The sequence below is a fragment of the Streptococcus mitis genome, from assembly GCF_002096895.1.
GTDB classification, from domain to species: Bacteria; Bacillota; Bacilli; order Lactobacillales; family Streptococcaceae; genus Streptococcus; species Streptococcus mitis_AH.
Genome location: NZ_NCVI01000014.1, coordinates 15,511 through 41,014 on the forward strand (window position 1 = coordinate 15,511; position 25,504 = coordinate 41,014).

The 25,504-nt window shown below is 39.6% G+C and carries 23 protein-coding genes and 1 pseudogene; 22 read left to right on the forward strand and 2 right to left on the reverse strand.

Annotated elements, in window-relative coordinates; genetic code table 11:
- Positions 1-328: 328 nt before the first annotated feature.
- From glgB to B7697_RS00620, 6 genes are read left to right on the forward strand one after another with little or no spacing between them, the layout of a single operon-like run.
- Entirely contained in the window at positions 329-2,257 is a 1,929-nt protein-coding gene (glgB, locus tag B7697_RS00595) for a 1,4-alpha-glucan branching protein GlgB (RefSeq protein WP_084947053.1), read from the forward strand.
- On the forward strand, positions 2,247-3,389 hold the full coding sequence (locus B7697_RS00600) for a glucose-1-phosphate adenylyltransferase (protein WP_020902830.1): 1,143 nt from the start codon (positions 2,247-2,249) through the stop codon (positions 3,387-3,389). Before glgB ends, B7697_RS00600 begins: the two co-directional genes overlap by 11 nt.
- Positions 3,379-4,518 (forward strand): glucose-1-phosphate adenylyltransferase subunit GlgD, encoded by a 1,140-nt coding sequence (gene glgD, locus B7697_RS00605; protein ID WP_084949808.1) that lies wholly within the window; start codon positions 3,379-3,381, stop codon positions 4,516-4,518. Before B7697_RS00600 ends, glgD begins: the two co-directional genes overlap by 11 nt.
- Entirely contained in the window at positions 4,515-5,948 is a 1,434-nt protein-coding gene (gene glgA, locus B7697_RS00610) for a glycogen synthase GlgA (RefSeq protein ID WP_084949810.1), read from the forward strand. The genes glgD and glgA overlap by 4 nt, the downstream gene beginning before the upstream one ends.
- Positions 5,949-6,006: 58 nt before the next feature.
- Positions 6,007-6,651 (forward strand): phosphoserine phosphatase SerB, encoded by a 645-nt coding sequence (gene serB, locus B7697_RS00615; RefSeq protein ID WP_084949812.1) that lies wholly within the window; start codon positions 6,007-6,009, stop codon positions 6,649-6,651.
- A gap of 8 nt (positions 6,652-6,659) precedes the next feature.
- On the forward strand, positions 6,660-7,775 hold the full coding sequence (locus B7697_RS00620; RefSeq protein WP_192851451.1) for a glycerate kinase: 1,116 nt from the start codon (positions 6,660-6,662) through the stop codon (positions 7,773-7,775).
- Here the strand turns inward: B7697_RS00620 and B7697_RS00625 are convergent.
- A complete protein-coding gene (locus tag B7697_RS00625; RefSeq protein WP_084949816.1) occupies positions 7,772-8,218 on the reverse strand; it encodes a DUF1694 domain-containing protein in 447 nt (148 codons plus the stop codon). The two genes, B7697_RS00620 and B7697_RS00625, sit on opposite strands and share 4 nt — an antisense overlap.
- A 163-nt stretch (positions 8,219-8,381) precedes the next feature.
- On the opposite strand from B7697_RS00625, the gene eno reads away from it, so the two are divergent.
- From eno to B7697_RS00710, 16 genes and pseudogenes are all read left to right on the forward strand, one after another.
- Positions 8,382-9,686: a surface-displayed alpha-enolase gene (gene eno, locus B7697_RS00630; protein WP_084949818.1), complete on the forward strand. Its 1,305-nt coding sequence runs from the start codon at positions 8,382-8,384 to the stop codon at positions 9,684-9,686.
- 176 nt (positions 9,687-9,862) lie between these two features.
- Entirely contained in the window at positions 9,863-10,357 is a 495-nt protein-coding gene (locus tag B7697_RS00635) for a YkgJ family cysteine cluster protein (RefSeq protein ID WP_084949820.1), read from the forward strand.
- A 79-nt stretch (positions 10,358-10,436) separates the two neighbouring features.
- Positions 10,437-10,982 (forward strand): ClbS/DfsB family four-helix bundle protein, encoded by a 546-nt coding sequence (locus tag B7697_RS00640; protein WP_084949822.1) that lies wholly within the window; start codon positions 10,437-10,439, stop codon positions 10,980-10,982.
- A 520-nt stretch (positions 10,983-11,502) separates the two neighbouring features.
- A pseudogene (locus tag B7697_RS00645) lies at positions 11,503-12,248 on the forward strand (hypothetical protein).
- 564 nt (positions 12,249-12,812) lie between these two features.
- A complete protein-coding gene (locus tag B7697_RS09370) occupies positions 12,813-13,025 on the forward strand; it encodes a hypothetical protein (RefSeq protein WP_033688775.1) in 213 nt (70 codons plus the stop codon).
- 48 nt (positions 13,026-13,073) lie between these two features.
- A complete protein-coding gene (locus tag B7697_RS00660; RefSeq protein WP_084949872.1) occupies positions 13,074-13,292 on the forward strand; it encodes a hypothetical protein in 219 nt (72 codons plus the stop codon).
- A gap of 125 nt (positions 13,293-13,417) precedes the next feature.
- Entirely contained in the window at positions 13,418-14,110 is a 693-nt protein-coding gene (pynA, locus tag B7697_RS00665) for a pyrimidine 5'-nucleotidase PynA (protein WP_084949826.1), read from the forward strand.
- 61 nt (positions 14,111-14,171) lie between these two features.
- Positions 14,172-14,825, forward strand: coding sequence for a uracil-DNA glycosylase (locus B7697_RS00670; protein WP_084949828.1), 654 nt, complete (start codon positions 14,172-14,174; stop codon positions 14,823-14,825).
- 9 nt (positions 14,826-14,834) lie between these two features.
- A complete protein-coding gene (locus tag B7697_RS00675; RefSeq protein WP_050227747.1) occupies positions 14,835-15,299 on the forward strand; it encodes an NUDIX hydrolase in 465 nt (154 codons plus the stop codon).
- A 12-nt stretch (positions 15,300-15,311) separates the two neighbouring features.
- Positions 15,312-16,580 (forward strand): dihydroorotase, encoded by a 1,269-nt coding sequence (locus B7697_RS00680; protein ID WP_084949830.1) that lies wholly within the window; start codon positions 15,312-15,314, stop codon positions 16,578-16,580.
- 41 nt (positions 16,581-16,621) lie between these two features.
- Entirely contained in the window at positions 16,622-17,983 is a 1,362-nt protein-coding gene (gene pdrM, locus B7697_RS00685; RefSeq protein ID WP_084949832.1) for a sodium-coupled multidrug efflux MATE transporter PdrM, read from the forward strand.
- A 153-nt stretch (positions 17,984-18,136) separates the two neighbouring features.
- Positions 18,137-19,105, forward strand: a complete 969-nt coding sequence (locus B7697_RS00690) for a thiamine pyrophosphate-dependent dehydrogenase E1 component subunit alpha (RefSeq protein WP_084949833.1) — start codon at positions 18,137-18,139, stop codon at positions 19,103-19,105.
- Between the two features lie 15 nt (positions 19,106-19,120).
- Positions 19,121-20,113 carry an alpha-ketoacid dehydrogenase subunit beta gene (locus B7697_RS00695; RefSeq protein ID WP_000448715.1) on the forward strand — a complete coding sequence of 331 codons (993 nt, stop codon included), beginning with the start codon at positions 19,121-19,123 and terminating at the stop codon, positions 20,111-20,113.
- 322 nt (positions 20,114-20,435) lie between these two features.
- On the forward strand, positions 20,436-21,479 hold the full coding sequence (locus tag B7697_RS00700) for a dihydrolipoamide acetyltransferase (RefSeq protein WP_000752716.1): 1,044 nt from the start codon (positions 20,436-20,438) through the stop codon (positions 21,477-21,479).
- A gap of 45 nt (positions 21,480-21,524) precedes the next feature.
- The gene (gene lpdA / locus B7697_RS00705; RefSeq protein ID WP_001162878.1) at positions 21,525-23,228 is read left to right on the forward strand and encodes a dihydrolipoyl dehydrogenase; all 1,704 of its coding nucleotides are present in this window, start codon (positions 21,525-21,527) and stop codon (positions 23,226-23,228) included.
- 59 nt (positions 23,229-23,287) lie between these two features.
- Positions 23,288-24,277 carry a lipoate--protein ligase gene (locus tag B7697_RS00710; RefSeq protein ID WP_000873983.1) on the forward strand — a complete coding sequence of 330 codons (990 nt, stop codon included), beginning with the start codon at positions 23,288-23,290 and terminating at the stop codon, positions 24,275-24,277.
- 73 nt (positions 24,278-24,350) lie between these two features.
- Here B7697_RS00710 and xerS read toward each other — a convergent pair whose 3' ends face one another.
- Positions 24,351-25,421 carry a tyrosine recombinase XerS gene (gene xerS, locus B7697_RS00715; RefSeq protein ID WP_084949836.1) on the reverse strand — a complete coding sequence of 357 codons (1,071 nt, stop codon included), beginning with the start codon at positions 25,419-25,421 and terminating at the stop codon, positions 24,351-24,353.
- Positions 25,422-25,504: the final 83 nt, after the last annotated feature.

The following is a 25,504-nucleotide window of genomic DNA, read 5'->3' on the forward strand; positions in this document are numbered from 1 at the left end:
AGTGCGTTATACTTTACTTGGAAGTGGTGCCGAAAATATGCTAAACTACTATAAAAACAATAAAATCAGGAGATTCGTTTCCTGATTTATTTTTTTACTTAAAATTATATTTTTGTTAGCTAAATAACGAACTTTGTGATAGTATTATTAAAAAACGATTCGTTTTCAAAGCTTTTCTGAAAATTTCTTGATTTACAAGTGAATACATCAGTGAATTTGTTGAAGACTTTCAAAAGATTTTTTTGCAAATTCCGTAATTTACTTGAATCTTCCCTAAAAAGGTAGTATAATAAATCTATAGAAAACGCTTACAGAAACAGGAGGGTGTATGGATAAGAATAATGCTTTAAAAACCTTTATGACAGGTGAAAATTTTCACCTCCAGCACTATCTGGGAGCTCATAGGGAAGAAAAAAATGGTGTGTATGGCTACACTTTTCGTGTATGGGCACCCAATGCTCAGGCTGTTCACTTAGTAGGGGATTTCACCAATTGGGTTGAAAATCAAATTCCGATGGAACGGAATGAATTTGGAGTCTGGGAAGTCTTTACCAGTCTTGCTCAAGAAGGCCAAATTTATAAGTACAATATCACACGTGCAAATGGTCATCAGCTGATGAAGATTGACCCTTTGGCTGTACGATATGAGGCACGACCTGGTACTGGGGCTATTTTAACAGATATTCCAAAAAAGAAATGGAAGGATGGCCTCTGGCTAGCCCGTAGAAAACGCTTGAGCTTTGAAGAGCGTCCTGTCAATATTTATGAGGCTCATGCTGGCTCTTGGAAGAGAAATCCTGATGGCAGTCCCTATAGTTTTGCTCAATTGAAAGATGAACTCATTCCTTACTTGGTTGAGATGAATTATACTCACATTGAATTTATGCCCCTGATGTCTCACCCACTAGGTTTGAGTTGGGGCTATCAGCTTATGGGTTACTTTGCTTTAGAGCATGCCTATGGTCGTCCTGAAGAGTTTCAAGATTTTGTTGAGGAATGTCACTTAAACAATATAGGCGTTATCGTAGACTGGGTACCTGGTCACTTTACTATTAATGATGATGCCTTGGCTTATTATGATGGAACACCGACTTTTGAATACCAAGACCATAATAAGGCTCATAACTACGGTTGGGGAGCACTTAATTTTGACCTTGGAAAGAATGAAGTCCAGTCTTTCTTGATCTCTAGTATTAAGTTCTGGATTGATTTTTATCATTTAGATGGTATTCGCGTGGATGCGGTTAGCAACATGCTCTATCTTGACTACGATGATGCTCCATGGACTCCTAATAAAGATGGTGGCAATCTCAACTATGAAGGTTATTATTTCCTTCAACGCTTGAATGATGTGATTAAACTAGTTCATCCAGACGTTATGATGATAGCTGAGGAAAGTTCATCAGCTACTCAGATTACTGACACTAAGGATTCAGATGGTCTAGGATTTGACTATAAATGGAATATGGGTTGGATGAATGATATCCTCCGATTCTACGAAGAAGATCCGATTTATCGTAAATACGACTTTAACCTAGTGACTTTCAGCTTTATGTATGTCTTCAAAGAGAATTATCTCCTACCATTCTCACACGATGAAGTGGTTCATGGCAAGAAGAGTATGATGCACAAGATGTGGGGAGATCGCTACAATCAATTCGCAGGCTTGCGTAATCTCTACACTTACCAAATTTGTCACCCTGGTAAGAAATTGCTCTTCATGGGTAGTGAATATGGGCAATTCCTAGAATGGAAATCTGAAGAACAGTTGGAATGGTCTAACCTAGAAGATCCAATGAATGCTAAGATGAAGTATTTCACTTCTCAGCTAAACCAGTTTTACAAAGATCACCGCTGTCTGTGGGAAATTGATACTAGCTATGATGGTATTGAAATCATCGATGCGGATAATCGAGACCAGAGTGTTCTTTCCTTCATCCGTAAGGGTAAGAAGGACGATATGTTAGTCTGTATCTTTAATATGGCACCTGTTGAACGAAAAGATTTTACAATCGGTCTGCCTGTCGCAGGGATTTATGAAGAAGTTTGGAATACTGAGTTAGAAGAGTGGGGAGGCGTCTGGAAAGAACATAATCAAACTGTTCAAACGCAAGAAGGACTATGGAAAGATTATGAGCAGACCCTGACCTTTACCCTACCGGCTATGGGAGCAAGTGTTTGGAAAATCAAACGTCGCTTAAAACCTACTAAAACCGTCACAAGTAAAAACCAAAAAGGAGTAGAAAATGAAGAATGAAATGTTAGCTTTGATTCTTGCTGGTGGGCAAGGAACTCGTCTCGGTAAACTCACTCAAAGCATTGCAAAACCAGCTGTGCAATTTGGTGGGCGCTACCGTATCATTGACTTTGCTCTTTCAAACTGTGCCAACTCAGGTATCAACAATGTTGGAGTTATTACACAGTACCAACCACTTGCTCTCAACAACCATATCGGGAACGGTTCAAGCTGGGGACTAGACGGTATCAATTCTGGTGTCTCTATTCTTCAACCTTACTCTGCAAGTGAAGGAAATCGTTGGTTTGAAGGGACTAGTCACGCTATTTACCAAAATATTGACTATATAGACAGTGTTAATCCTGAGTATGTCTTGATTCTGTCTGGGGATCACATCTATAAAATGGATTATGATGATATGCTCCAGTCTCACAAGGATAATAATGCCAGCTTGACAGTAGCAGTTTTAGATGTCCCTCTTAAAGAAGCTAGTCGTTTTGGTATCATGAACACAGATGCTAATAATCGTATCGTTGAATTTGAAGAAAAACCAGCTCAACCTAAATCTACAAAGGCTTCTATGGGTATTTACATCTTTGATTGGCAACGTCTTCGCAATATGCTTGTTGCTGCTGAAAAGAGCAATGTCGATATGTCAGACTTTGGTAAGAATGTCATTCCAAATTACCTTGAGTCAGGTGAAAGTGTCTATGCTTACGAATTTAATGGTTACTGGAAAGACGTTGGTACGATTGAGTCACTTTGGGAAGCCAACATGGAGTACATTTCTCCAGAAAATGCCTTGGATAGCCGTAACCGTCAATGGAAGATTTACTCAAGAAACTTAATTTCACCACCAAACTTCCTTGGGGCAAATGCTCACGTGGAAGATTCCTTGGTCGTCGATGGCTGTTTCGTAGATGGAACTGTTAAACATTCTATCCTCTCAACAGGTGCGCAAGTTCGCGAAGGGGCAGAAGTAGTAGATTCAGTTATCATGAGTGGTGCAATTGTCGGTCAGGGAGCTAAAATCAAACGTGCCATTATTGGTGAAGGTGCAGTTATTTCTGATGGTGTCGAAATTGATGGAACAGAAGAAGTACAAGTTGTAGGATATGATGAAGTAGTGGGGGTAGCAACAGATGAAGATTGATAAATATTCTGCCATTTTAGGAAACACAGTTGGTTTTCATGATATGTCAACACTGACAGACCACCGTCCAGTAGCTAGTTTGCCATTTGGTGGTAAATATCGCTTGATCGACTTTCCACTTTCAAGTCTTGCTAATGCTGGTGTCCGTAGTATCTTTGGTATTTTCCAACAAGATAATATCAGCTCAGTCTTCGACCATATCCGTTCTGGGCGTGAGTGGGGCTTGTCAACTCTTCTTAGCCACTACTATCTAGGTATTTACAATACCCGTGTGGAAAGTAGTACAGTAGGAAAAGAATACTACCAACAGCTTCTTACTTATTTGAAACGTTCCGGCTCAAACCAAACGGTTGCCCTCAACTGTGATGTTCTGATTAACATTGATTTGAACCAAGTTTTCCATCTACATAGTACAACAAAAGGGCCTATCACTGTAGTTTATAAAAAGCTAGCTAAAAAAGATATTTCAGAAGTAAATGCAATCTTGGAAGTGGATGAAACAGACCATGTTCGTTCTCATAAACTCTTTGATAACAAGTCAACAGATGAAGTTTACAATATGTCCACAGATATCTTTGTCGTTGATACCCCTTGGTTGATTGAACGCTTGGAAGAAGAAGCTAAGAAAGAACATCCAGAGAAATTACGCTATGTTTTACGTGATTTGGCTGCAAAAGAAGGGGCTTTTGCCTACGAGTACACAGGTTATCTGGCAAATATTCATTCTGTAGAGTCTTATTACCAAGCTAACAAAGATATGCTTGAGTCACACAAATTCTACTCACTCTTTACTCCAAACCAAAAGATTTATACAAAGGTCAAAAACGAAGAGCCAACTTATTATGCTAATACATCTAAGGTAAGCACTTCTCAGTTTGCTTCTGGTAGTATTATTGAAGGTCAAGTGGCTAATTCTGTTTTATCACGTAATATTCATGTCCATAAGGATAGCTTGGTTAAAGATAGCATCTTATTCCCTCGTGTTGTTATTGGAGAAGGTGCTCAGGTAGAATATGCTATCTTGGACAAGGGTGTTGAAGTTTCGGATGGAGTTGTGATCCGTGGAACTGCAGAACATCCAGTCGTCGTTAAGAAAGGTGCTAAAGTAACAGAGGATATTCATTCATGAAAATTTTATTTGTAGCTGCTGAGGGTGCACCCTTTTCAAAAACAGGTGGTTTGGGAGACGTCATTGGCGCTCTTCCTAAATCACTGGTAAAAGTGGGACATGAAGTTGCAGTAATTTTACCCTACTATGACATGGTAGAGGCTAAATTTGGAAATCAGATTGAAGATGTTCTTCATTTTGAGGTGAGTGTTGGTTGGCGCAGGCAGTACTGTGGAATTAAGAAAACAGTCTTAAACGGTGTGACCTTCTACTTTATTGACAACCAATATTATTTCTTCCGTGGTCATGTTTACGGCGATTTTGATGACGGAGAACGCTTTGCCTTTTTCCAACTGGCTGCCATTGAGGCTATGGAAAGAATTGACTTTATTCCTGACCTTCTCCATGTTCATGACTACCATACAGCTATGATTCCTTTCTTGTTAAAGGAAAAATACCGTTGGATTCAAGCCTATGAGGGCATTAAAACTGTTTTAACCATTCATAATTTGGAATTCCAAGGACAATTTTCAGAAGGAATGTTATGGGATTTGTTTGGAGTTGGCTTTGAGCGTTATGCTGATGGTACCCTTCGCTGGAATAACTGTCTGAACTGGATGAAGGCTGGTATTCTCTATGCGGATCGTGTTTCAACCGTTTCGCCTAGCTATGCTCATGAAATTATGACTAGTCAGTTTGGATGTAACTTGGATCAGATTCTTCGAATGGAGTCTGGTAAGGTCTCTGGTATCGTAAATGGGATTGATGCTGACCTTTATAATCCTCAGACGGATGCCCTTTTAGACTATCATTTTAATCAGGAAGATTTGTCTGGAAAAGCCCAAAACAAGGAAAAATTACAAGAGAGAGTTGGCTTGCCAGTTAGATCTGACGTTCCACTGGTGGGAATTGTTTCTCGTTTGACACGTCAAAAAGGTTTTGATGTGGTGGTCGAAAGTCTGCACCATATCTTGCAAGAAGATGTTCAGATTGTTCTTTTGGGAACTGGAGATCCAGCCTTTGAAGGAGCTTTCTCATGGTTTGCTCAAATCTATCCAGACAAGCTATCAGCAAATATCACTTTTGATGTCAAACTAGCTCAAGAAATCTACGCTGCTTGTGATCTCTTCCTCATGCCAAGTCGTTTTGAACCATGTGGCTTGTCTCAGATGATGGCTATGCGTTACGGAACCTTGCCATTGGTCCATGAAGTTGGTGGCTTGCGAGATACCGTTAAAGCCTTTAATCCAATCGAAGGAAGCGGTACTGGCTTTAGCTTTGACAATCTATCTCCTTACTGGTTGAATTGGACTTTCCAAACAGCTTTGGACTTGTATAGAAATCATCCTGATGTTTGGAGAAATCTACAAAAACAAGCTATGGAGTGTGATTTCTCATGGGATACAGCCTGCAAGTCATACCTTGACTTGTACCACAGTTTAGTTAATTAATAGATAAAATCGTATGATGACTTCATACGATTTTTGGGCTGTTTAGAGAGGAGAACTAATGTCTCAAGTAAAAGGCTTGTGTGTTATGGATGTTGATGGAACCTTAATCCTAGAAGAAGTGATTGATCTTTTGGGTAGAGAGGCAGGTCGTGAGGAGGAAATTTCGCAGATTACAAGTCGTGCAATGCGAGGAGAGTTGAACTTTGAAAGTAGTTTAAGAAAAAGAGTTTCCTTCTTGGAAGGCCTTCCTGTCTCTGTATTTGATAAAGCTTTCGACTCTATTCATCTATCGCCAAATGTTCAAGAATTCATCTCTATCCTCCAAAAGAATGGCATCCTAGTTGGTCTGGTGTCTGGTGGTTTTACACCAATAGTTGAGAGATTAGCAAAATCTCTTGGCATTGCCTATTTTTCTGCCAACCAACTTGAAGTCCAAGGTGGCTTTCTAACAGGGAAATTAGTTGGACAAATTATCAGTCCCCAGGTTAAAACAGAGACTCTGGAAAAATGGAGAGAGAAACTAAAACTTCCTAAAGAAAGAACGATTGCAATCGGTGACGGGGCCAATGATCTATTTATGCTAAAGTCAGCAGGACTAGGAATCGCTTTTTGTGCCAAAGAAGTGCTTAAAAAAGAAATATCGAATCATGTTGATAAGAGAGATTTTTTAGAAGTTCTTCCTTTGATTGACTATTTAGAATGAGGGAAAATATGAAGATTGTAATTGCACCGGATTCGTTTAAGGAAAGCTTGTCCGCTCAACAGGTAGCTGAAGCAATAAAAAGAGGCTTCCAACAATCGGTAGCAGATGTAGACTGTATCCTCTGCCCTGTTGGTGATGGGGGAGAAGGTACTGTTGATGCTATTCGACATTCTCTTGACCTAGAAGAAAAATGGATGCAAGTGACAGGACCTTTTGGACAAAAAGAAGCCATGCGCTATTTTCAAAAAGGGGAACTGGCGCTATTTGAAGTTGCTGATTTAGTTGGCCTTGAAAAGATTCCGCTAGAGAAACGAAATCCACTTAAAATCCAAACTTGTGGTATTGGAGAGTTGATTCGTCATCTCATTGCTCAAGGGATTAAAGAAATCTATATCGGCGTTGGTGGAACGGCCAGTAATGATGGAGGACTGGGAATTGCTGCTGGTTTAGGTTATCGATTTTATGATAGGGATGGAAATGTCTTGCCGGCTTGCGGTCAGTCCTTATTAAACTTAGCATCTATGTCAACAGAAAATCGCTATGAAATTCCTGAAGATGTTCAAATTCGTATTTTAGCAGATGTCGTGAGTCCCTTATGTGGTCCTCAAGGTGCGACCTACACTTTTGGAAAGCAAAAAGGTTTACATCCTACTATGTTTGCAGTCGTAGATCAGGCAATACAAGATTTTTATGAAAAAATCTCACCTGCAATATTGGAAATAAAAGGAGCAGGAGCTGGTGGAGGCATTGCTGGCGGTTTGTGTGCCTTTGCTCAGGCAAATATCGTGTCGGGAATTGATACCTGCTTGAACCTAATCAACTTTGATAAGAAAGTTTCACATGCTGACTTGGTTGTTGTAGGAGAAGGAAGGCTAGATCGTCAAAGCTTATCAGGTAAAGCGCCTATTGGTGTTGCAAAAAGAACCCCTGTCGGAGTTCCTGTCATTGCTATTTGTGGTAGTCTTGCTGAGGATTTACCTCCCTTACCATTTGAAAATATCCAAGCTGCCTTTTCTATTTTGGAGAAAAGTGAACCTTTAGAAGATAGTCTGAAAAATGCCAGTCTCTATTTGGAACACACGGCTAACAATATTGGGCATTTATTAAATATGCACAAGATTTAGCCAAACCATTTTTTCCAGATGGATGTTTTGGCTGGTTCTTCCTTTTTATCTTCCCAAAGTTTTGCAAAAGCAAGTCGAAGGTCCTTTTCTTCTACTTGTACTGGTGCATTACTATGGATAATCAGGCCAAAAGGAGAAGAAGCGTGGTCTTCAGAAACTATTGTGGCTTGGCTATCAGTTTCTTTTGCTTCTTTCAAGTAGAAAACTTGCTTGTCAAATTCGATATTTGGTGAAATCTTCACAAATAGTGGCTCTGTTTTTTCCTGAAGATTTTCTAAAATAGATAAAAAACCTTTTTCTAACTGAGGGCTATTTGCTGTATCAATATCTGCATATCCAAGAACTCTTTCCTCAAAAGTACCAAGATAGCGTCTTTGCTCATCCGGATTTAATTTTGCTCCACCATGAGCTTTTTCAAGTAATTGTTTTGATAAATCTGTCATGAAAACAGTATATCATAAAAGTTAGAATAAAACAGACAAAAGAAAGCGATTACTTTATAAAGTTAAGGAAAATTTGCACAAAGATAACGTTTTTTCTTGAAAAAGTAGGGCTTTTAAGGTATTATAGAGGTGTAAAAAATTTAACTCATAAGGAGAGTAAAAAATGTCAATTATTACTGATGTTTACGCTCGCGAAGTCCTAGACTCACGCGGTAACCCAACACTTGAAGTAGAAGTTTACACTGAATCAGGTGCTTTCGGACGTGGTATGGTTCCATCAGGAGCTTCTACTGGTGAACACGAAGCAGTTGAACTTCGCGACGGTGACAAATCTCGTTACGGTGGTCTTGGTACACAAAAAGCTGTTGACAACGTAAACAACATCATTGCTGAAGCTATCATCGGCTACGATGTACGTGATCAACAAGCTATCGACCGTGCTATGATCGCTCTTGACGGTACTCCTAACAAAGGTAAATTGGGTGCAAACGCAATCCTTGGTGTGTCTATCGCTGTAGCTCGTGCTGCTGCTGACTACCTTGAAATCCCACTTTACAGCTACCTTGGTGGATTCAACACTAAAGTTCTTCCAACTCCAATGATGAACATCATCAACGGTGGTTCTCACTCTGACGCTCCAATCGCTTTCCAAGAGTTCATGATCTTGCCAGTTGGCGCTCCAACATTTAAAGAAGCTCTTCGTTACGGTGCTGAAATCTTCCACGCTCTTAAGAAAATCCTTAAATCACGTGGTTTGGAAACTGCCGTAGGTGACGAAGGTGGATTCGCTCCTCGTTTCGAAGGAACTGAAGACGGTGTTGAAACTATCCTTGCTGCTATCGAAGCTGCTGGATATGTTCCAGGTAAAGACGTATTTATCGGATTTGACTGTGCTTCATCAGAATTCTACGATAAAGAACGTAAAGTTTACGACTACACTAAATTTGAAGGTGAAAGCGCTGCTGTTCGTACATCTGCAGAACAAATCGACTACCTTGAAGAATTGGTTAACAAATACCCAATCATCACTATCGAAGATGGTATGGATGAAAACGACTGGGAAGGTTGGAAAACTCTTACTGAACGTCTTGGTAAGAAAGTACAACTTGTTGGTGACGACTTCTTCGTAACAAACACTGACTACCTTGCACGTGGTATCCAAGAAGGTGCTGCTAACTCAATCCTTATCAAAGTTAACCAAATCGGTACTCTTACTGAAACTTTTGAAGCTATCGAAATGGCTAAAGAAGCTGGTTACACTGCAGTTGTATCACACCGTTCAGGTGAAACTGAAGATTCAACAATCGCTGACATCGCAGTTGCAACTAACGCAGGACAAATCAAGACTGGTTCACTTTCACGTACAGACCGTATCGCTAAATACAACCAATTGCTTCGCATCGAAGACCAACTTGGTGAAGTAGCAGAATACCGTGGATTGAAATCATTCTACAACTTGAAAAAATAAAATAGTTCAGTGAACTATTTTATCCCGAACCTTGAAATTCAAAAGTTCGGCCGTTGATTTAACAACGTTTCTAGCCCCTCGGATTTTATCCGAAGGGCTATTTTTGTTTTCGAGGGGCATAAAAGGGGCAGTGTTTATGGTATAATAGACAAAAATGCTTGAATTAGAAAGAAATTATGTCTAAAGAAATTGATATTGAGTATTACCATCAGCTAGCCTTGCAAAAGCAAAAGGAGCACCGTAAAGTTTTAGCCAATTTAAAGAAAAAGCCACCAAAAAATCTAGATAAGATAGCCCAACAGATTCACCAAGAAGTCTTTGAGGAGATTGATTGTACGGCCTGTGCCAACTGTTGCAAGACATTGGGGCCTGACTTTAAAGAAGCGGATATTACACGAATCGCCAAGTACTTTAAGATGAAATTACCTGCTTTTGAAGCAGAGTTTTTGCAGGTAGATGAAGATGGTGATAAGGTTTTTAAATCCATGCCTTGTCCCTTTCTAGGAGGAGATAATCTCTGTTCCATCTATGAAGTTCGTCCAAAGGCCTGTCGAGAGTTCCCCCATACAGATCGCAAAAAGATCCATCAAATCAACCATTTGACGATTAAGAATACTTTGACCTGTCCGGCAGCCTATCTCTTTGTTGAGAAATTAAAGGATAAGTTATAGAGATTTAAAGGATAAGTTATAGAGATTTAAAGGATAAAAAATTTCTAATAATAACTAGAGATATGAAGGGAGTACTCCTGTGCCTAGACCAAAAACAAAAGAGGAGCTAATGCTGGCCTCTAAGGAAAACTATGAAAAGCTCAATCGTTTCATCTCCCAACTAAGTGAAGATGAGCTACAGACTCCATTTGATTTTTCAAGAGACTCAAAGAAAAAAGAAGCTCACTGGAAAAGGGATAAGAATCTAAGAGATGTCCTGATTCATCTTTATGAATGGCAGCAGTTACTTTTGACTTGGGTCCATTCTAATCAAGAAGGTCACGAAAGACCTTTTCTCCCTGAGTCTTATAATTGGAAAACTTATGGACAAATGAATGACGCTTTTTGGAAGAAGCACCAGAAAACTTCTTTAGAAGAAGCGACTAGACTATTAGAGCAATCGCATAAAGAGGTTTTAGAGTTGATAGAAGTTTTTAGCAATGACGAACTCTTTACCAAAGGTGTCTATAAGTGGACAGGAGGGACAAGTCTAGGTTCCTACTTTATCAGTAGCACCTCCAGTCATTATGATTGGGCTCTGAAAAAACTCAAAGCACATCAGAAGAATTGTAAGTGTAGTAGTTGATGTGTGTATGTGTTTTTCTAAGTTTCGAATATCTTAGTTTTCCTTGTTTAGAGTAATTCTAGCTTTAGAGTTCTTCAAAAATTAACATTTAAGGTTATCAATGGCTTAGAATAGTACGAAAACATTTAGTTTATAGGAATTCTAGATCTAGAATTACATGGATATTTATGAAGTTAGGGTATTCGATAGATAGAATTGTTCTATTCTGAAAGATTTGAACTGTCAATCTTCTAGAATAGTAGTTTGCCAATGAATTTTGTTGAAAGATTCCTTGTTTTATGGTAGTCTAAAGTAAAAGAAAGCCTTACCATTATATTTGTATCTTTAATCTGACTTGGTTTAGGTCTAGAAGAGGGATAGATATTTGGGGTTTTCAAATAATAATAATATTTTCACTTGCAAAAAATGTATTTCAACTTTACCTAATGTAAAAGAAGGAAATATCATGAAACGTTTATGACTTGTTGGAATGAGAATGTGAGCTAAAAATGGATTCTCTTTACATATTAGGAGTAGGTAGATGAGCAATCTAGAGTCAATTCGTAAAGCGCATATCATTGTGTGGAGTGCCTATCTATTTTTATCATTAAGGGCGCCGTTAATTAGCAGTACTGAGTATCTCTTGCTTATTTTTTAGCGTTTCTCTATTCAATAGTATCGCTACCTCTATATTCTATGAAGAATAAAATAGTATCTATTTGTTTGGCTATAAACTCGATCTTGTTAATGAGTTTTCCAATTTTAATCAATAAATTTTTCCCAGGAAAGGTTTCTACTTATATCGTATTAATAAGTATTTTTATCCTGGAGTTCTTAATCTTTAATAAAATTGGTAGAGATTTTGATACTAGATTAGCTAGCGAGTATAAGAAAATTAGTCAGTTTAAAAGTAAGATGTCTCAATCTCCTTGGATAAAATATTTAGAGATTTCTAGTTTTATATTAACTATATTTCCATTTATTCTTCATGGTACAGTTGCTAATCGTTTATTTGCTCTTATCTTTTTGATAAAAATTTGTGTAGATACTACGATAAAGATTCTATTAAACAGAATCTTTAAGACAAGTGAGGTAATGAAAAGGAGGATATTTTCTCTTTTTGTACTAGATTTGATTGTCTATTTATTTTTAGGCTATGTTTTAGCAATGCAAAAAGATGGATACCTATTTTCAATTCTACTAATTTTTTCTAATTTCTCACTTCCCTTTATCAGAGAAAAAGAGTATGAATTATTTAAAAATAAGAAGTGTGATAGATATGGTTAAATCTTAGTTCTCTTTAAAATCAAATCAGGTAGAGAAAGGATATCTTATCTAGGTAACAAAGTGCTTTAAACGCAGTCGACGATTACTTATTGGAGAACTATCCTAACCATGCAACGTTAAAGAGGAGAAATCTTATGAAACTCGTATCACCAAATAATTATGCTGCTATTGAGTAAGAAGAGATGAGGTGTCTTGATGGGAGATTATCTCTACATAAAGACGGGGAATGTTACAGTAAACGTAGCTACTGCTTATTTTATGGGGAATTAAATATGTTTAAACTAAGTGATAAGGTCAGAGTGGTCTTTGCTCTTTTAGGAGTAAGTTCCCTATTGGTTAGTATGTATCTTATACCTTTTATTAAAACTGAGAATAAATTTTGGGAAATACTTTTATTTATATTAGGTGTATTACTAATTGGAATTGCGTTACTAAATCCCCAAAAAAATTAAATTTTAGAATAGTATTAGTGAGTATGTAATCATTTATTGATTGGATTTTTTAATGCTATTGATGAATGGGATGGAAAAAGTGACAATAAATTAAGAACAGGATGATAGTATTATGATGGTTGTTTTAATTTTGATGGTTGTGGTATTTCTGTATTATGTAATTACAGAGTATTTTCAGAATAGTTATATTGACTGTATACTATTTCTAACATTGCTGATTTCTCATTTGATATGGGATTACTATTTTTTGCCCATTGAAGTTTTAGTGGCATTAAGTGGAGTAAATTTGCTGTCAAGATTATTCAAAAAAATGAGAAGTCAATAGATCTGTTAGTGGATTATAAAGATGAAAGGTAAAATTGGGATATTTAAAATGAAACATTTTTTTGCTGGTATCGGAGAGATAAAATTAACTTTCTACATCTTATATGTTTTGCTAGGTCTAGCACCTTTATTTCACACTTACATAATAAATGCTGAAACAGGGGTAGGAAAATCAGTTTTAACTATTATAGGGGTAGTCTCCGTATTTATTTTAACTATTGCTCGAATTTATAGAAGATTTTTCTATAATAAAAATAAACTTGACTAGAATAGTATGGATTAGTTAATCAATTGGCTCGATTATTCTTTGTGATACTATACCACTTTTAAGTTTTTACATTGAACAGCTGGCTGAAGTGACAGTTGTTTATCTTAGAAAGGAAAACTCTCAAATTGTCCTACAAATTTATACTCTTCGACCTCGATCACACCTTGCTTGATTTTGATGCTGCTGAGGATGTGGCTTTGACACAACTCCTAAAAGAAGAAGGGGTTACAGATATTCAGGATTATAAAGACTATTATGTTCCTATGAACAAGGCTCTCTGGAAGGACTTGGAGCAAAAGAAAATCAGTAAACAAGAGCTGGTTAACACGCGCTTTTCTCGTTTATTTGCCCATTTTGGATTCGATAAGGATGGTACTTTACTTGCCCAGCGTTACCAATTTTACTTAGCCCAACAGGGGCAAACTTTTTCAGGTGCTCATGAACTTTTGGATAGCCTTATCGAGCGAGATTATGAGCTGTATGCTGCGACAAATGGCATTACTGCCATTCAGACGGGGCGTTTGGCTCAATCGGGTCTAGCACCTTATTTCAATCAAGTCTTTATCTCAGAACAGCTACAAACACAAAAGCCTGATGCCCTCTTTTATGAAAAAATCGGTCAGCAGATTGAAGGTTTTAGCAAAGAAGAGACGCTGATGATTGGAGATTCCCTAACAGCCGACATTCAAGGTGGCAAAAATGCTGGAATTGACACGATCTGGTACAATCCTCATCACCTCGAAAATCACACACAAGCCCAGCCGACTTATGAAGTCCATTCTTATCAAGACTTGCTGGATTGCTTAGATAAACTGTAAAAAGTGGTTTAGATAGCCACTTTTTGCTATAATAGAGGCAGTAAAAACGAAGGAGTCGGCTATGGAACACTCGTCTTGGCATGCTTTGATTAAGGAGCAATTACCTGAGGGTTATTTTGGGAAAATCAATCAGTTTATGAATCAGGTCTATTCTCAAGGGACTATTTATCCGCCCAAAGAAAAGGTTTTTCAGGCTCTCTTGACAACATCGCTTGAAGAAGTTAAGGTGGTGATTCTGGGACAGGATCCCTATCACGGGCCAGGTCAAGCGCAGGGCTTGAGTTTTTCTGTACCTGACTCTATCCCAGCTCCGCCATCCTTGCAAAATATCTTGAAAGAATTGTCAGATGATCTTGGCGTTAAGAAATCACACGATTTGACGGCTTGGGCTGAGCAAGGAGTCTTGCTTCTTAATGCTTGTTTGACGGTTCCTGCTGGACAGGCCAATGGTCATGCTGGTCAGATATGGGAGCCTTTTACAGATGCTGTGATTCAGGTGGTCAATCATCTAGATAGACCAGTCGTTTTTGTACTCTGGGGAGCCTATGCACGCAAAAAGAAGGCCTTGGTTACCAATCCTCACCACTTGATTATCGAATCAGCCCATCCCAGTCCTTTGTCAGTTTATAGAGGATTTTGGGGTTCCAAGCCTTTTTCCAAGGCTAATGCATTCTTAAAAGAGACAGGACAAGAGCCAATCGATTGGCTTAGATAAGGAGAAAATATGCCTCAGTTAGCGACGATTTGCTACATTGATAACGGGAAAGAATTGCTTATGCTCCATCGTAATAAGAAACCCAATGATGTCCATGAAGGGAAATGGATTGGTGTGGGTGGTAAGCTAGAGCGAGGAGAGACGCCTCAGGAATGCGCTGCGCGTGAAATCCTCGAAGAAACAGGGCTCAAAGCTAAGCCAGTTCTAAAAGGTGTTATCACTTTTCCTGAATTTACGCCAGATTTAGACTGGTACACCTATGTTTTTAAAGTGACGGAGTTTGAGGGCAACTTGATTGATTGCAACGAGGGGACGCTAGAATGGGTTCCCTATGATGAGGTTTTGAGCAAGCCAACTTGGGAAGGTGACCATACCTTTGTTGAGTGGCTTTTGGAGGATAAACCCTTCTTTTCAGCCAAGTTTGTTTATGATGGGGATAAATTGTTGGATACCCAAGTTGATTTCTATGAATAAAGGAGAAAGCAGATGCTACTAATCAAAAACGGTCGTGTAATGGATCCCAAGTCTGGTTTGGATCAAGTGGGCGATGTCTTAGTCCAAGATGGGAAAATTGTCAAAATTGCGCCTGAGATCACGGAAGAAGGAGCAGAAATCATAGATGCTACAGGTCTTGTAGTTGCTCCTGGCTTGGTCGATATTCATGTTCATTTCCGTGAACCTGGTCAGACCCACAAGGAAGATATCCATACTGGTGCCCTAGCAGCCGCTGCAGGTGGTTTTACAACGGTTGTCATGATGGCTAATACTAGTCCAACCATTTCAGACGTTGAGACTTTGCAAGAAGTTCTCCAGTCAGCTGCCAAAGAGAAGATTAATGTTAAGACTGTTGCGACCATTACCAAAAATTTTAATGGGCAAGATTTGACTGACTTTAAGGCACTCTTAGAAGCTGGAGCTGTTGGTTTTTCTGATGACGGTATTCCGCTTGAAAGTAGTAAAGTTGTCAAGGAAGCCATGGAGGAAGCTAAAAAGCTTAATACCTTTATTAGTCTTCATGAGGAAGATCCAGGTTTGAATGGTATTCTTGGCTTTAATGAAAATATTGCTAAAGAACATTTCCATATCTGTGGTGCAACTGGGGTGGCTGAGTATGCTATGATGGCGCGTGATGTCATGATTGCCTATGCAACCAAGGCCCATGTTCATATTCAGCATTTGTCTAAGGAAGAAAGTGTTAAAGTAGTGGAGTTTGCTCAAGGATTGGGAGCGCAAGTAACAGCGGAAGTAGCGCCACAGCATTTCTCTAAGACCGAAGCGCTCCTTTTGACACAAGGTAGCAATGCTAAGATGAATCCTCCACTTCGTTTGGAATCAGACCGTCGTGCCGTGATTGAAGGTCTCAAGTCAGGTGTCATCACAGTTATCGCGACTGACCACGCGCCTCATCATGCAGATGAAAAAAATGTTGAGGATATTACCAAAGCGCCATCTGGTATGACTGGTTTAGAAACATCACTGTCCCTTGGATTGACCTATTTAGTGGAAGCTGGTGAGTTAAGTTTGATGGAATTACTTGAAAAAATGACATACAACCCATCCAAGCTTTACAACTTTGAAGCAGGTTACTTGGCTGAGAATGGTCCAGCGGACATCACTATTTTTGATGCTAAGGCTGAGCGCCTTGTGGACTCTCATTTTGCTTCGAAAGCAGCTAATTCACCATTCATCGGTGAAACCTTAAAAGGGCAGGTTAAATATACCATCTGTAAGGGACAAATTGTCTATCAAAACTAGGTGGGAGTCTGCTCTGTAAACAAAAAGAATAGAGAGCCTATATGTACCAAACCCATCATTTTAAAGACAAGTTTATCTTATTTTTAAAGATATTTTTCCCTATCCTGATTTATCAATTTGCCAATTATTCTGCCTCCTTTGTTGATACGACTATGACTGGCCAATACAATACCATGGACTTGGCTGGTGTGTCTATGGCAACCAGTATCTGGAATCCTTTCTTTACATTCCTGACAGGGATTGTGTCAGCCCTGGTGCCCATCATTGGTCACCATCTTGGTCGAGGCAAAAAGGAAGAGGTTGCGTCTGATTTTTACCAGTTCATCTATCTGGCCTTGGGCCTATCCGTGGTCTTGCTGGGGATGGTGCTTTTCTTGGCGCCACCAATCTTGAATCATATCGGACTAGAAGCGTCGGTGGCGGCAGTAGCGGTTCGCTATCTCTGGTTTTTATCTATCGGGATTATCCCTTTATTGCTTTTTAGTGTTATTCGTTCCTTGCTGGATTCGCTGGGCTTGACCAAACTGTCCATGTACCTCATGCTTTTGTTACTCCCTCTCAATAGCGGATTTAACTATCTCTTGATTTACGGGGCCTTTGGAGTTCCAGAGCTGGGAGGGGCTGGTGCTGGTTTAGGAACATCCTTGGCTTATTGGGTTTTGCTTGGAATTTCTGTACTGGTTTTATTTAAACAGGAGAAGCTCAAAGCCCTACATCTTGAGAAACGAATTCCACTTAATATGGATAAAATCAAGGAAGGAGTTCGATTGGGTCTGCCTATTGGGGGAACTGTCTTTGCGGAAGTAGCTATCTTTTCCGTGGTTGGCTTGATTATGGCTAAGTTTTCGTCCTTGATTATCGCTAGTCACCAGTCAGCTATGAACTTTTCAAGTCTTATGTACGCCTTTCCCATGAGTATCTCATCAGCTATGGCTATTGTCATTTCCTATGAAGTGGGAGCCAAGCGATTTGATGATGCAAAAACTTATATTGGTTTAGGAAGATGGACAGCCCTCATTTTTGCGGCCTTCACCTTATCTTTCCTTTACATTTTTAGGGGAAATGTGGCTAGTCTTTATGGGAACGACCCAGAATTTATCGATTTGACAGCGCGTTTTTTGACTTACAGCCTTTTCTTTCAGTTAGCAGATACCTTTGCGGCACCGCTTCAGGGAATTTTACGGGGGTATAAGGATACAGTTATTCCTTTTTACCTTGGTTTGGTTGGTTATTGGGGCGTAGCAATCCCAGTGGCTATGGTCTTCGATTCCCTAACAGATTTTGGAGCTTATTCTTACTGGATCGGCTTGATTATTAGTCTAATTGTGAGCGGGGTTCTCTACCGTTGGCGTTTAACTGTGATTATGAAGAGATTTGAATCTTTAGCAAAATCCAAACGATAAAAAGTTTGTGAAAAAATATTCTTGATAAGGAAATCCCTTGTTTTCATGGGGTTTTCTTTTTTATTTTGTGAAATTAATTTTAGAAAAACTTTGACAGTATTTGTCAAAAACGGTAAAATAGTAAGGTAAGAAGAAAGTTAGAAAGGCAAGAAGATGTCAATTTTAGATAAAAATCTTTTGCTAGAGATGTTCCGTAAGATGGAAGAAATCCGTCGTATGGACTTAAAAATTGCACAATTAGTAAAGAAAGGGAAAGTGCCAGGAATGACGCACTTTTCTGTTGGAGAAGAGGCGGCTAACGTGGGGGCTATGTTGGCTCTCAATCCAGATGATCTAATTACCTCAAACCACCGTGGTCATGGACAAGCTATTGCTAAAGGAATTGACCTCAACGGAATGATGGCTGAAATCCTTGGTAAATACACTGGAACCTGTAAAGGTAAAGGTGGTTCTATGCATATTGCCGACCTAGATGCTGGTAACCTAGGTGCCAATGGTATCGTAGGTGGTGGTATGGGAATAGCTGTCGGTGCAGCCCTCAGTCAGCAAATGCAAAATACTGGTAAAATTGTTGTCTGCTTCTTTGGAGATGGTGCGACCAACGAAGGTGTTTTCCACGAAGCAGTAAATATGGCTTCTATCTGGAACCTGCCAGTCATTTTCTATTGCATTAACAACGGTTACGGTATCTCTGCGGATATCAAGAAAATGACCAATGTAGAACATATCCATCAACGTAGCGCCGCTTATGGGATTCCTGGAATGTTCATCGAAGATGGAAACAATGTCATCGACGTCTATGAAGGATTTAAGAAAGCTGTAGACCATGTTCGTGGTGGCAATAGTCCTGTCTTGGTCGAAAGTGTCACTTATCGTTGGCTTGGTCACTCATCATCAGATCCTGGTAAATATCGTACACGTGAAGAAGTGGAATTGTGGAAACAAAAAGATCCAATCGAAAACCTCCGCAATTACCTTATTGAAAATAACATTGCAAGTGCCGAAGAATTGGAAGAAATCCAAGCGCAAGTAAAGGAAGCAGTAGAAGCTTCTGTTAAATTTGCAGAAGAAAGTCCATTCCCACCGCTTGAATCAGCATTTGAAGATATTTACGCAGACTAAGGAGAAAGAGATAAAATGGAAACAAAAACAATGTCCTTCCGTGACACCATTATCCTTGCTATGTCTGAGGAAATGCGTCGCGATGAAAATGTGTTCTTGATGGGAGAAGATGTTGGTGTCTTCGGAGGAGACTTCGGAACTTCTGTTGGAATGCTTGAAGAATTCGGTCCAGAACGTGTCCGTGACTGTCCGATTTCTGAAGCTGCCATCTCTGGAGCAGCAGCAGGAGCAGCCATGACAGGACTTCGTCCAATCGTCGATATGACCTTCATGGACTTCTCTGTCATTGCCATGGACAATATCGTCAACCAAGCCGCTAAAACACGTTATATGTTTGGTGGTAAGGGTCAGGTCCCAATGACTGTCCGTTGTGCAGCAGGTAACGGAGTTGGTTCTGCAGCCCAGCACTCGCAATCACTAGAGTCTTGGTTTACTCATATTCCTGGTCTTAAGGTTGTGGCACCTGGAACACCTGCGGACATGAAAGGACTGCTCAAGTCTTCCATCCGTGACAACAACCCAGTTATCATTCTTGAGTATAAATCAGAATTTAACCAAAAAGGGGAAGTACCAGTTGATCCAGACTACACGATTCCACTTGGGGTTGGCGAAATTAAACGTGAAGGTACGGATGTAACAGTTGTTACTTATGGAAAAATGCTTCGCCGTGTGGTTCAAGCAGCTGAAGAATTAGCAGAAGAAGGAATTTCTGTTGAGATTGTTGACCCACGCACCCTTGTTCCGCTTGATAAGGAGATTATCATTAACTCAGTTAAGAAGACTGGTAAAGTTGTTCTGGTTAACGATGCCCATAAAACAAGCGGCTATATCGGAGAGATTTCAGCTATTATTTCAGAATCGGAAGCATTTGACTATCTAGATGCACCAATCCGTCGTTGCGCAGGAGAAGATGTGCCAATGCCTTATGCACAAAACCTAGAAAATGCAATGATTCCAACCGTTGAAAGCATCAAAGATGCTATTCGTAAAACATATAATAAAGAATAGAATTACATAAGATAAGTTATGTAAAATAACGGTTGTTTTTAACTTTAGTAACTTGAGATACGTGTTGTATCCAAGTTGCTTGTAGAGTTGAACACGGGCTAAAAGCTCGGAAAAAAGATAAATCTCCTTGGCTTCATCGAATCCATCGTCGATTTCCTATTTTTCAGTCGCTTTTAACGCCCTTAGTATCATTTAATTGAATTCGGACGGAGGTCTTCGAAAAAAAGATAGATTTCCTTGTGTTCATCGAACACATCGTCAATCTCCTATTTTTTCATTGCCCTCTTCGTCCTTAATATCTTAGTATAGAATTGGAGAGGTCATGGCTGATGACAAGCTAAGAGCGACTCCTGCAGCTAGAAAGTTAGCGGATGATTTAGGGATCAACCTCTACGACGTTTCTGGCTCAGGTGCAAACGGTCGTGTCCACAAAGAAGACGTGGAAACTTATAAAGACACAAACGTGGTTCGCATTTCGCCACTTGCAAAACGAATTGCCCTCGAACATAATATTGCTTGGCAGGAAATCCAAGGAACCGGTCATCGTGGTAAAATCATGAAGAAGGATGTTTTGGCCTTGCTTCCTGAAAATATCGAAAACGATACCATCAAGTCTCCTGCTCAGATTGAAAAAGTGGAAGAAGTTCCTGATAACGTAACACCATACGGTGAAATCGAGCGTATTCCAATGACACCAATGCGTAAGGTTATTGCCCAACGTATGGTTGAATCTTACTTAACTGCGCCAACCTTCACCCTCAACTATGAAGTTGATATGACTGAAATGTTGGCTCTTCGTAAGAAGGTTCTTGAGCCAATCATGGAAGCAACTGGGAAGAAGACTACTGTAACAGACCTTCTTTCACTTGCAGTTGTTAAGACTCTTATGAAACACCCATACATCAACGCTTCATTGACAGAAGATGGCAAGACCATTATCACTCACAACTATGTCAATCTTGCCATGGCAGTTGGGATGGATAATGGATTGATGACACCTGTTGTTTACAATGCTGAGAAGATGAGTCTTTCAGAACTGGTTGTAGCCTTCAAGGATGTCATCGGTCGTACCTTGGATGGTAAATTGGCTCCAAGTGAACTGCAAAATTCAACCTTCACAATCAGTAATTTGGGAATGTTTGGTGTTCAGTCCTTTGGTCCTATCATTAACCAACCAAACTCAGCTATCCTTGGTGTGAGTTCGACAATCGAGAAGCCAGTTGTAGTCAATGGTGAAATTGTGATTCGCCCAATCATGAGCCTTGGTTTAACAATTGACCACCGTGTCGTAGATGGTATGGCTGGTGCTAAGTTTATGAAAGACTTGAAAGAATTGATTGAAAATCCAATCTCAATGTTGATTTAAGTACAAGAGTATTCATTTTTAAGATATAGATAAAGGAAGGAAGACATGGCCTTAGAAGTAATTATGCCAAAAGCCGGCGTGGATATGACAGAAGGACAAATCGTCCAATGGAATAAAAAAGTCGGAGAATTTGTAAAAGAAGGAGAAATCCTTTTGGAAATCATGACTGATAAAGTCAGCATGGAATTGGAAGCCGAAGAAGATGGGTACTTGATTGCTATCCTCAAAGGGGACGGTGAAACAGTCCCTGTAACGGAAGTTATCGGTTACCTTGGCGAAGAAGGGGAAAATATCCCAACAGCTGGAGCAGCAGCGCCAGAAGCTAGCCCTGTACCTACAGCAAGTGCTTCAAACGATGATGGTAAGAGCGATGATGCTTTTGATATCGTTGTGATTGGTGGAGGTCCTGCTGGTTATGTTGCAGCCATTAAAGCTGCCCAACTCGGTGGGAAGGTTGCCCTTGTTGAGAAATCTGAACTCGGTGGAACCTGCTTGAACCGTGGATGTATCCCAACTAAAACCTACCTACATAACGCTGAAATTATTGAAAATATCGGTCATGCTGCAAATCGTGGTATTGTGATTGAAAATCCTAACTTCACTGTTGATATGGACAAACTCCTTGAAACCAAGTCTAAGGTAGTCAATACTTTGGTTGGTGGAGTTGCTGGTCTTCTTCGTAGCTACGGAGTTACTGTTCATAAAGGAATTGGTACCATTACTAAAGACAAGAACGTCTTGGTAAATGGCTCTGAATTACTTGAAACCAAGAAAATCATCCTTGCTGGTGGTTCAAAAGTCAGCAAGATCAACATCCCTGGTATGGAATCTCCACTTGTCATGACCAGCGACGACATCCTTGAAATGAACGAAGTACCAGAAAGTCTTGTTATCATCGGTGGTGGTGTTGTCGGTATCGAGCTCGGTCAGGCCTTCATGACATTTGGTTCAAAAGTGACTGTTATCGAAATGATGGATCGTATCGTGCCAGCTATGGATTCAGAAGTTTCTAAGAACCTTCGCTTGATCCTTGAACGTAAAGGAATGACCATCTTGACTGGTACTAAACTGCAAGAAATCATCGAAGAAAATGGTCAACTTCGTATTAAAGTTGAAGGAAAAGACGATATCATTGCAAATAAAGCTCTTCTTTCAATCGGTCGTGTGCCAGACCTTGAAGGTATTGGAGAGGTTGAGTTTGAATTGGATCGTGGTCGTATCAAGGTCAACGAATACATGGAAACTTCTGTTCCAGGTATCTACGCACCAGGTGATATTAATGGTACTAAGATGTTGGCTCACGCAGCTTTCCGTATGGGTGAAGTTGCCGCTGAAAATGCCCTTAAAGGAAATCATGCTGTTGCCAAATTGAATTTGACTCCTGCAGCTATCTACACTCTTCCTGAAGTAGCAGCAGTAGGTTTGACAGAAGAACAAGCCCGTGAGAAATACGATGTAGCCATCGGTAAGTTCAACTTTGCTGCTAACGGTCGTGCTATTGCATCGGATGCAGCTCAAGGTTTCGTTAAAGTTATTGCGGATAAGAAATACGGAGAAATCCTTGGTGTTCATATCATCGGTCCTGCAGCTGCAGAATTGATCAATGAAGCATCGAGCATTATCGAAATGGAAATTACTGTTGAAGAAATGCTGAAGACTATCCACGGACACCCAACCTACTCTGAAGTGATGTACGAAGCATTTGCGGATGTTTTAGGAATGGCCATCCATTCACCTAAGAAAAAATAAAAGAAAGATAGATTAGACTGGAAAGGTGTTTTCCAGTCTCTATCGTATAAAGGGATATCATGAAATACATTATCAATCATTCAAACGACACTGCCTTTAATATTGCCTTGGAAGAATACGCCTTTAAACACCTTTTGGATGAGGATCAAATTTTCCTACTTTGGATTAACAAGCCATCTATCATTGTTGGTCGTCACCAGAATACCATCGAAGAAATCAACCGTGATTATGTTCGCGAAAATGGCATCGAGGTAGTTCGCCGTATCAGCGGTGGTGGAGCTGTTTACCACGATTTAAATAACCTCAACTACACGATCATCTCAAAAGAAGATGAAAACAAAGCTTTTGACTTCAAGAGTTTTTCAACTCCAGTTATCAATACTTTGGCTCAACTTGGGGTTAAAGCTGAGTTCACAGGCCGTAATGACCTTGAGATTGATGGAAAGAAATTCTGTGGCAATGCTCAAGCCTATATCAACGGTCGTATCATGCACCATGGTTGCTTGCTCTTTGACGTTGATTTGTCAGTCCTAGCAAATGCCCTTAAGGTTTCAAAAGATAAATTTGAATCAAAAGGTGTGAAATCGGTTCGTGCTCGTGTAACCAATATTATCAATGAATTACCAGAAAAAATCACAGTCGAAGAATTCCGTGACTTACTCTTGGAATACATGAAAAAAGAGTATCCAGAGATGACAGAATACGTTTTTTCTGAGGAAGAACTAGCTGAAATTAACCGTATCAAAGATACTAAGTTTGGAACTTGGGACTGGAACTATGGTAAATCACCTGAATTTAACGTCCGTCGTGGAACAAAATTCACTAGTGGTAAGGTGGAAGTCTTTGCTAATGTTCTCGAATCAAAAATCCAAGACATCAAGATTTACGGTGACTTCTTTGGTATTGAAGATGTTGCTGCAGTAGAAGATGTCCTTCGTGGGGTGAAATACGAACGCGAAGATGTCCTTAAGGCGTTAGAAACCATTGATATCACACGCTATTTCGCTGGTATTAGCCGTGAAGAAATCGCTGAAGCGGTAGTTGGATAAATCAAAAAGAAGTTGGTTGTAGGACCAGCTTCTTTTTTAAAAACCATATATTACATAATTTATTTTATGTATTTTATAAACTGTCTAGAGCATTCTTTTGTTCATCATTAACGATATGGGTATAGAGGTCAGTGACTTGTGTGCTGGCATGTCCTAGCTGGTGACTGACCAAAACTTGCGATTTAGTGGCATCATAGAGCCTGGTTGCTAGGGTATGTCGTAGTTTATGGGGTGTTACACGGACTTTGAAGTCCTCAGAGTACTTAGCAACCATTTTCTCAACGCTGGAAGCATCGATACGATTAGGAACTCCTCTGTAGAGAGTCAAAAAAAGGGCTGTATCTGTTTTTTCCGTCTTATAGCGTTGATTTCGAATGGCCAAATAATTCTCTAAATAAGGCTTAGCAAAGGCAGCGACATTGACCGAGTCACGTTTGCCACCTTTTCTTGTAACGTCAATAACCATCATTTTGAGGTTGAGATCCCTTAGATCTAAATTAACAGCTTCAGATAAGCGGACACCAGACGCCAAGAGAAGGGCAATAATGGCCAAATCACGTTCTTTATTTTTATTAAAGGAGGATAAGGCACGATTTGAGAGCTGTTGTGGGTACTCTTGGTCAATATAAGTTAGAAAACCTTCTGTTTCATCACCTAAAAAGAGCTTTTGCTTGATGTTTTCAGCTCTGGCAGCAAGTGTTTCTTTCTTTTTTTTGGTTGAAACTTTTTTCATTACATTACGATAAAAATAAGGTTCTCCCTGGTCGTTTTCAACCTCTTCAGTCAAATACTTGTAAAGACTAGAAAGTGCTGACAAGGTCCGATTGATAGTTGTCTGTGAAACACCTTGCTTGGTTGTATTGGCATTCAGCAAAGGTCGTTCACGTAGGTAAAGGATAAAGGATTCCATATCTTTCTTAGACATATTTTCCAAGACAGATAAAGGAATATCAGACATTTTATCGGCGTTTGAAATACCAGACTCCAAAACCCAGCTAAAAAATCGATCGTATTCCTTGAGGTATTCGTACAAGGTTGTAAAACTGTAGGGTACAGCCAGCTTAGATTGATAGTATTCCAGAACATACCAGGGCATGGCTTGTTTTAGTTTGTCGATTCGTCCTAGTAAAATCTCACGTTTCATGTATTTTCTCCATAAAGTAAGTCTACTAGTAGTATAGCATAGACTTATTTATTTTTCAAGAAAATTATAGTTTTTCGGAAAGA

Bases quoted from the DNA above. Each gene is read 5' to 3' on its own strand.
- B7697_RS00660 (WP_084949872.1), top strand. From the start codon at position 13,074: ATGAAACATTTTTTTGCTGGTATCGGAGAGATAAAATTAACTTTCTAC.
- pdrM (WP_084949832.1), top strand. From the start codon at position 16,622: ATGTACCAAACCCATCATTTTAAAGACAAGTTTATCTTATTTTTAAAG.
- B7697_RS00690 (WP_084949833.1), top strand. From the start codon at position 18,137: ATGTCAATTTTAGATAAAAATCTTTTGCTAGAGATGTTCCGTAAGATG.
- xerS (WP_084949836.1), bottom strand. From the start codon at position 25,421: ATGAAACGTGAGATTTTACTAGGACGAATCGACAAACTAAAACAAGCC.
- B7697_RS00675 (WP_050227747.1), top strand. From the start codon at position 14,835: ATGCCTCAGTTAGCGACGATTTGCTACATTGATAACGGGAAAGAATTG.
- B7697_RS00620 (WP_192851451.1), top strand. From the start codon at position 6,660: ATGAAGATTGTAATTGCACCGGATTCGTTTAAGGAAAGCTTGTCCGCT.
- glgB (WP_084947053.1), top strand. From the start codon at position 329: ATGGATAAGAATAATGCTTTAAAAACCTTTATGACAGGTGAAAATTTT.
- B7697_RS09370 (WP_033688775.1), top strand. From the start codon at position 12,813: ATGATGGTTGTTTTAATTTTGATGGTTGTGGTATTTCTGTATTATGTA.
- B7697_RS00625 (WP_084949816.1), bottom strand. From the start codon at position 8,218: ATGACAGATTTATCAAAACAATTACTTGAAAAAGCTCATGGTGGAGCA.
- B7697_RS00700 (WP_000752716.1), top strand. From the start codon at position 20,436: ATGGCTGATGACAAGCTAAGAGCGACTCCTGCAGCTAGAAAGTTAGCG.
- B7697_RS00680 (WP_084949830.1), top strand. From the start codon at position 15,312: ATGCTACTAATCAAAAACGGTCGTGTAATGGATCCCAAGTCTGGTTTG.
- lpdA (WP_001162878.1), top strand. From the start codon at position 21,525: ATGGCCTTAGAAGTAATTATGCCAAAAGCCGGCGTGGATATGACAGAA.
- B7697_RS00710 (WP_000873983.1), top strand. From the start codon at position 23,288: ATGAAATACATTATCAATCATTCAAACGACACTGCCTTTAATATTGCC.
- serB (WP_084949812.1), top strand. From the start codon at position 6,007: ATGTCTCAAGTAAAAGGCTTGTGTGTTATGGATGTTGATGGAACCTTA.
- glgD (WP_084949808.1), top strand. From the start codon at position 3,379: ATGAAGATTGATAAATATTCTGCCATTTTAGGAAACACAGTTGGTTTT.
- B7697_RS00695 (WP_000448715.1), top strand. From the start codon at position 19,121: ATGGAAACAAAAACAATGTCCTTCCGTGACACCATTATCCTTGCTATG.
- glgA (WP_084949810.1), top strand. From the start codon at position 4,515: ATGAAAATTTTATTTGTAGCTGCTGAGGGTGCACCCTTTTCAAAAACA.
- eno (WP_084949818.1), top strand. From the start codon at position 8,382: ATGTCAATTATTACTGATGTTTACGCTCGCGAAGTCCTAGACTCACGC.
- B7697_RS00670 (WP_084949828.1), top strand. From the start codon at position 14,172: ATGGAACACTCGTCTTGGCATGCTTTGATTAAGGAGCAATTACCTGAG.
- B7697_RS00635 (WP_084949820.1), top strand. From the start codon at position 9,863: ATGTCTAAAGAAATTGATATTGAGTATTACCATCAGCTAGCCTTGCAA.
- B7697_RS00600 (WP_020902830.1), top strand. From the start codon at position 2,247: ATGAAGAATGAAATGTTAGCTTTGATTCTTGCTGGTGGGCAAGGAACT.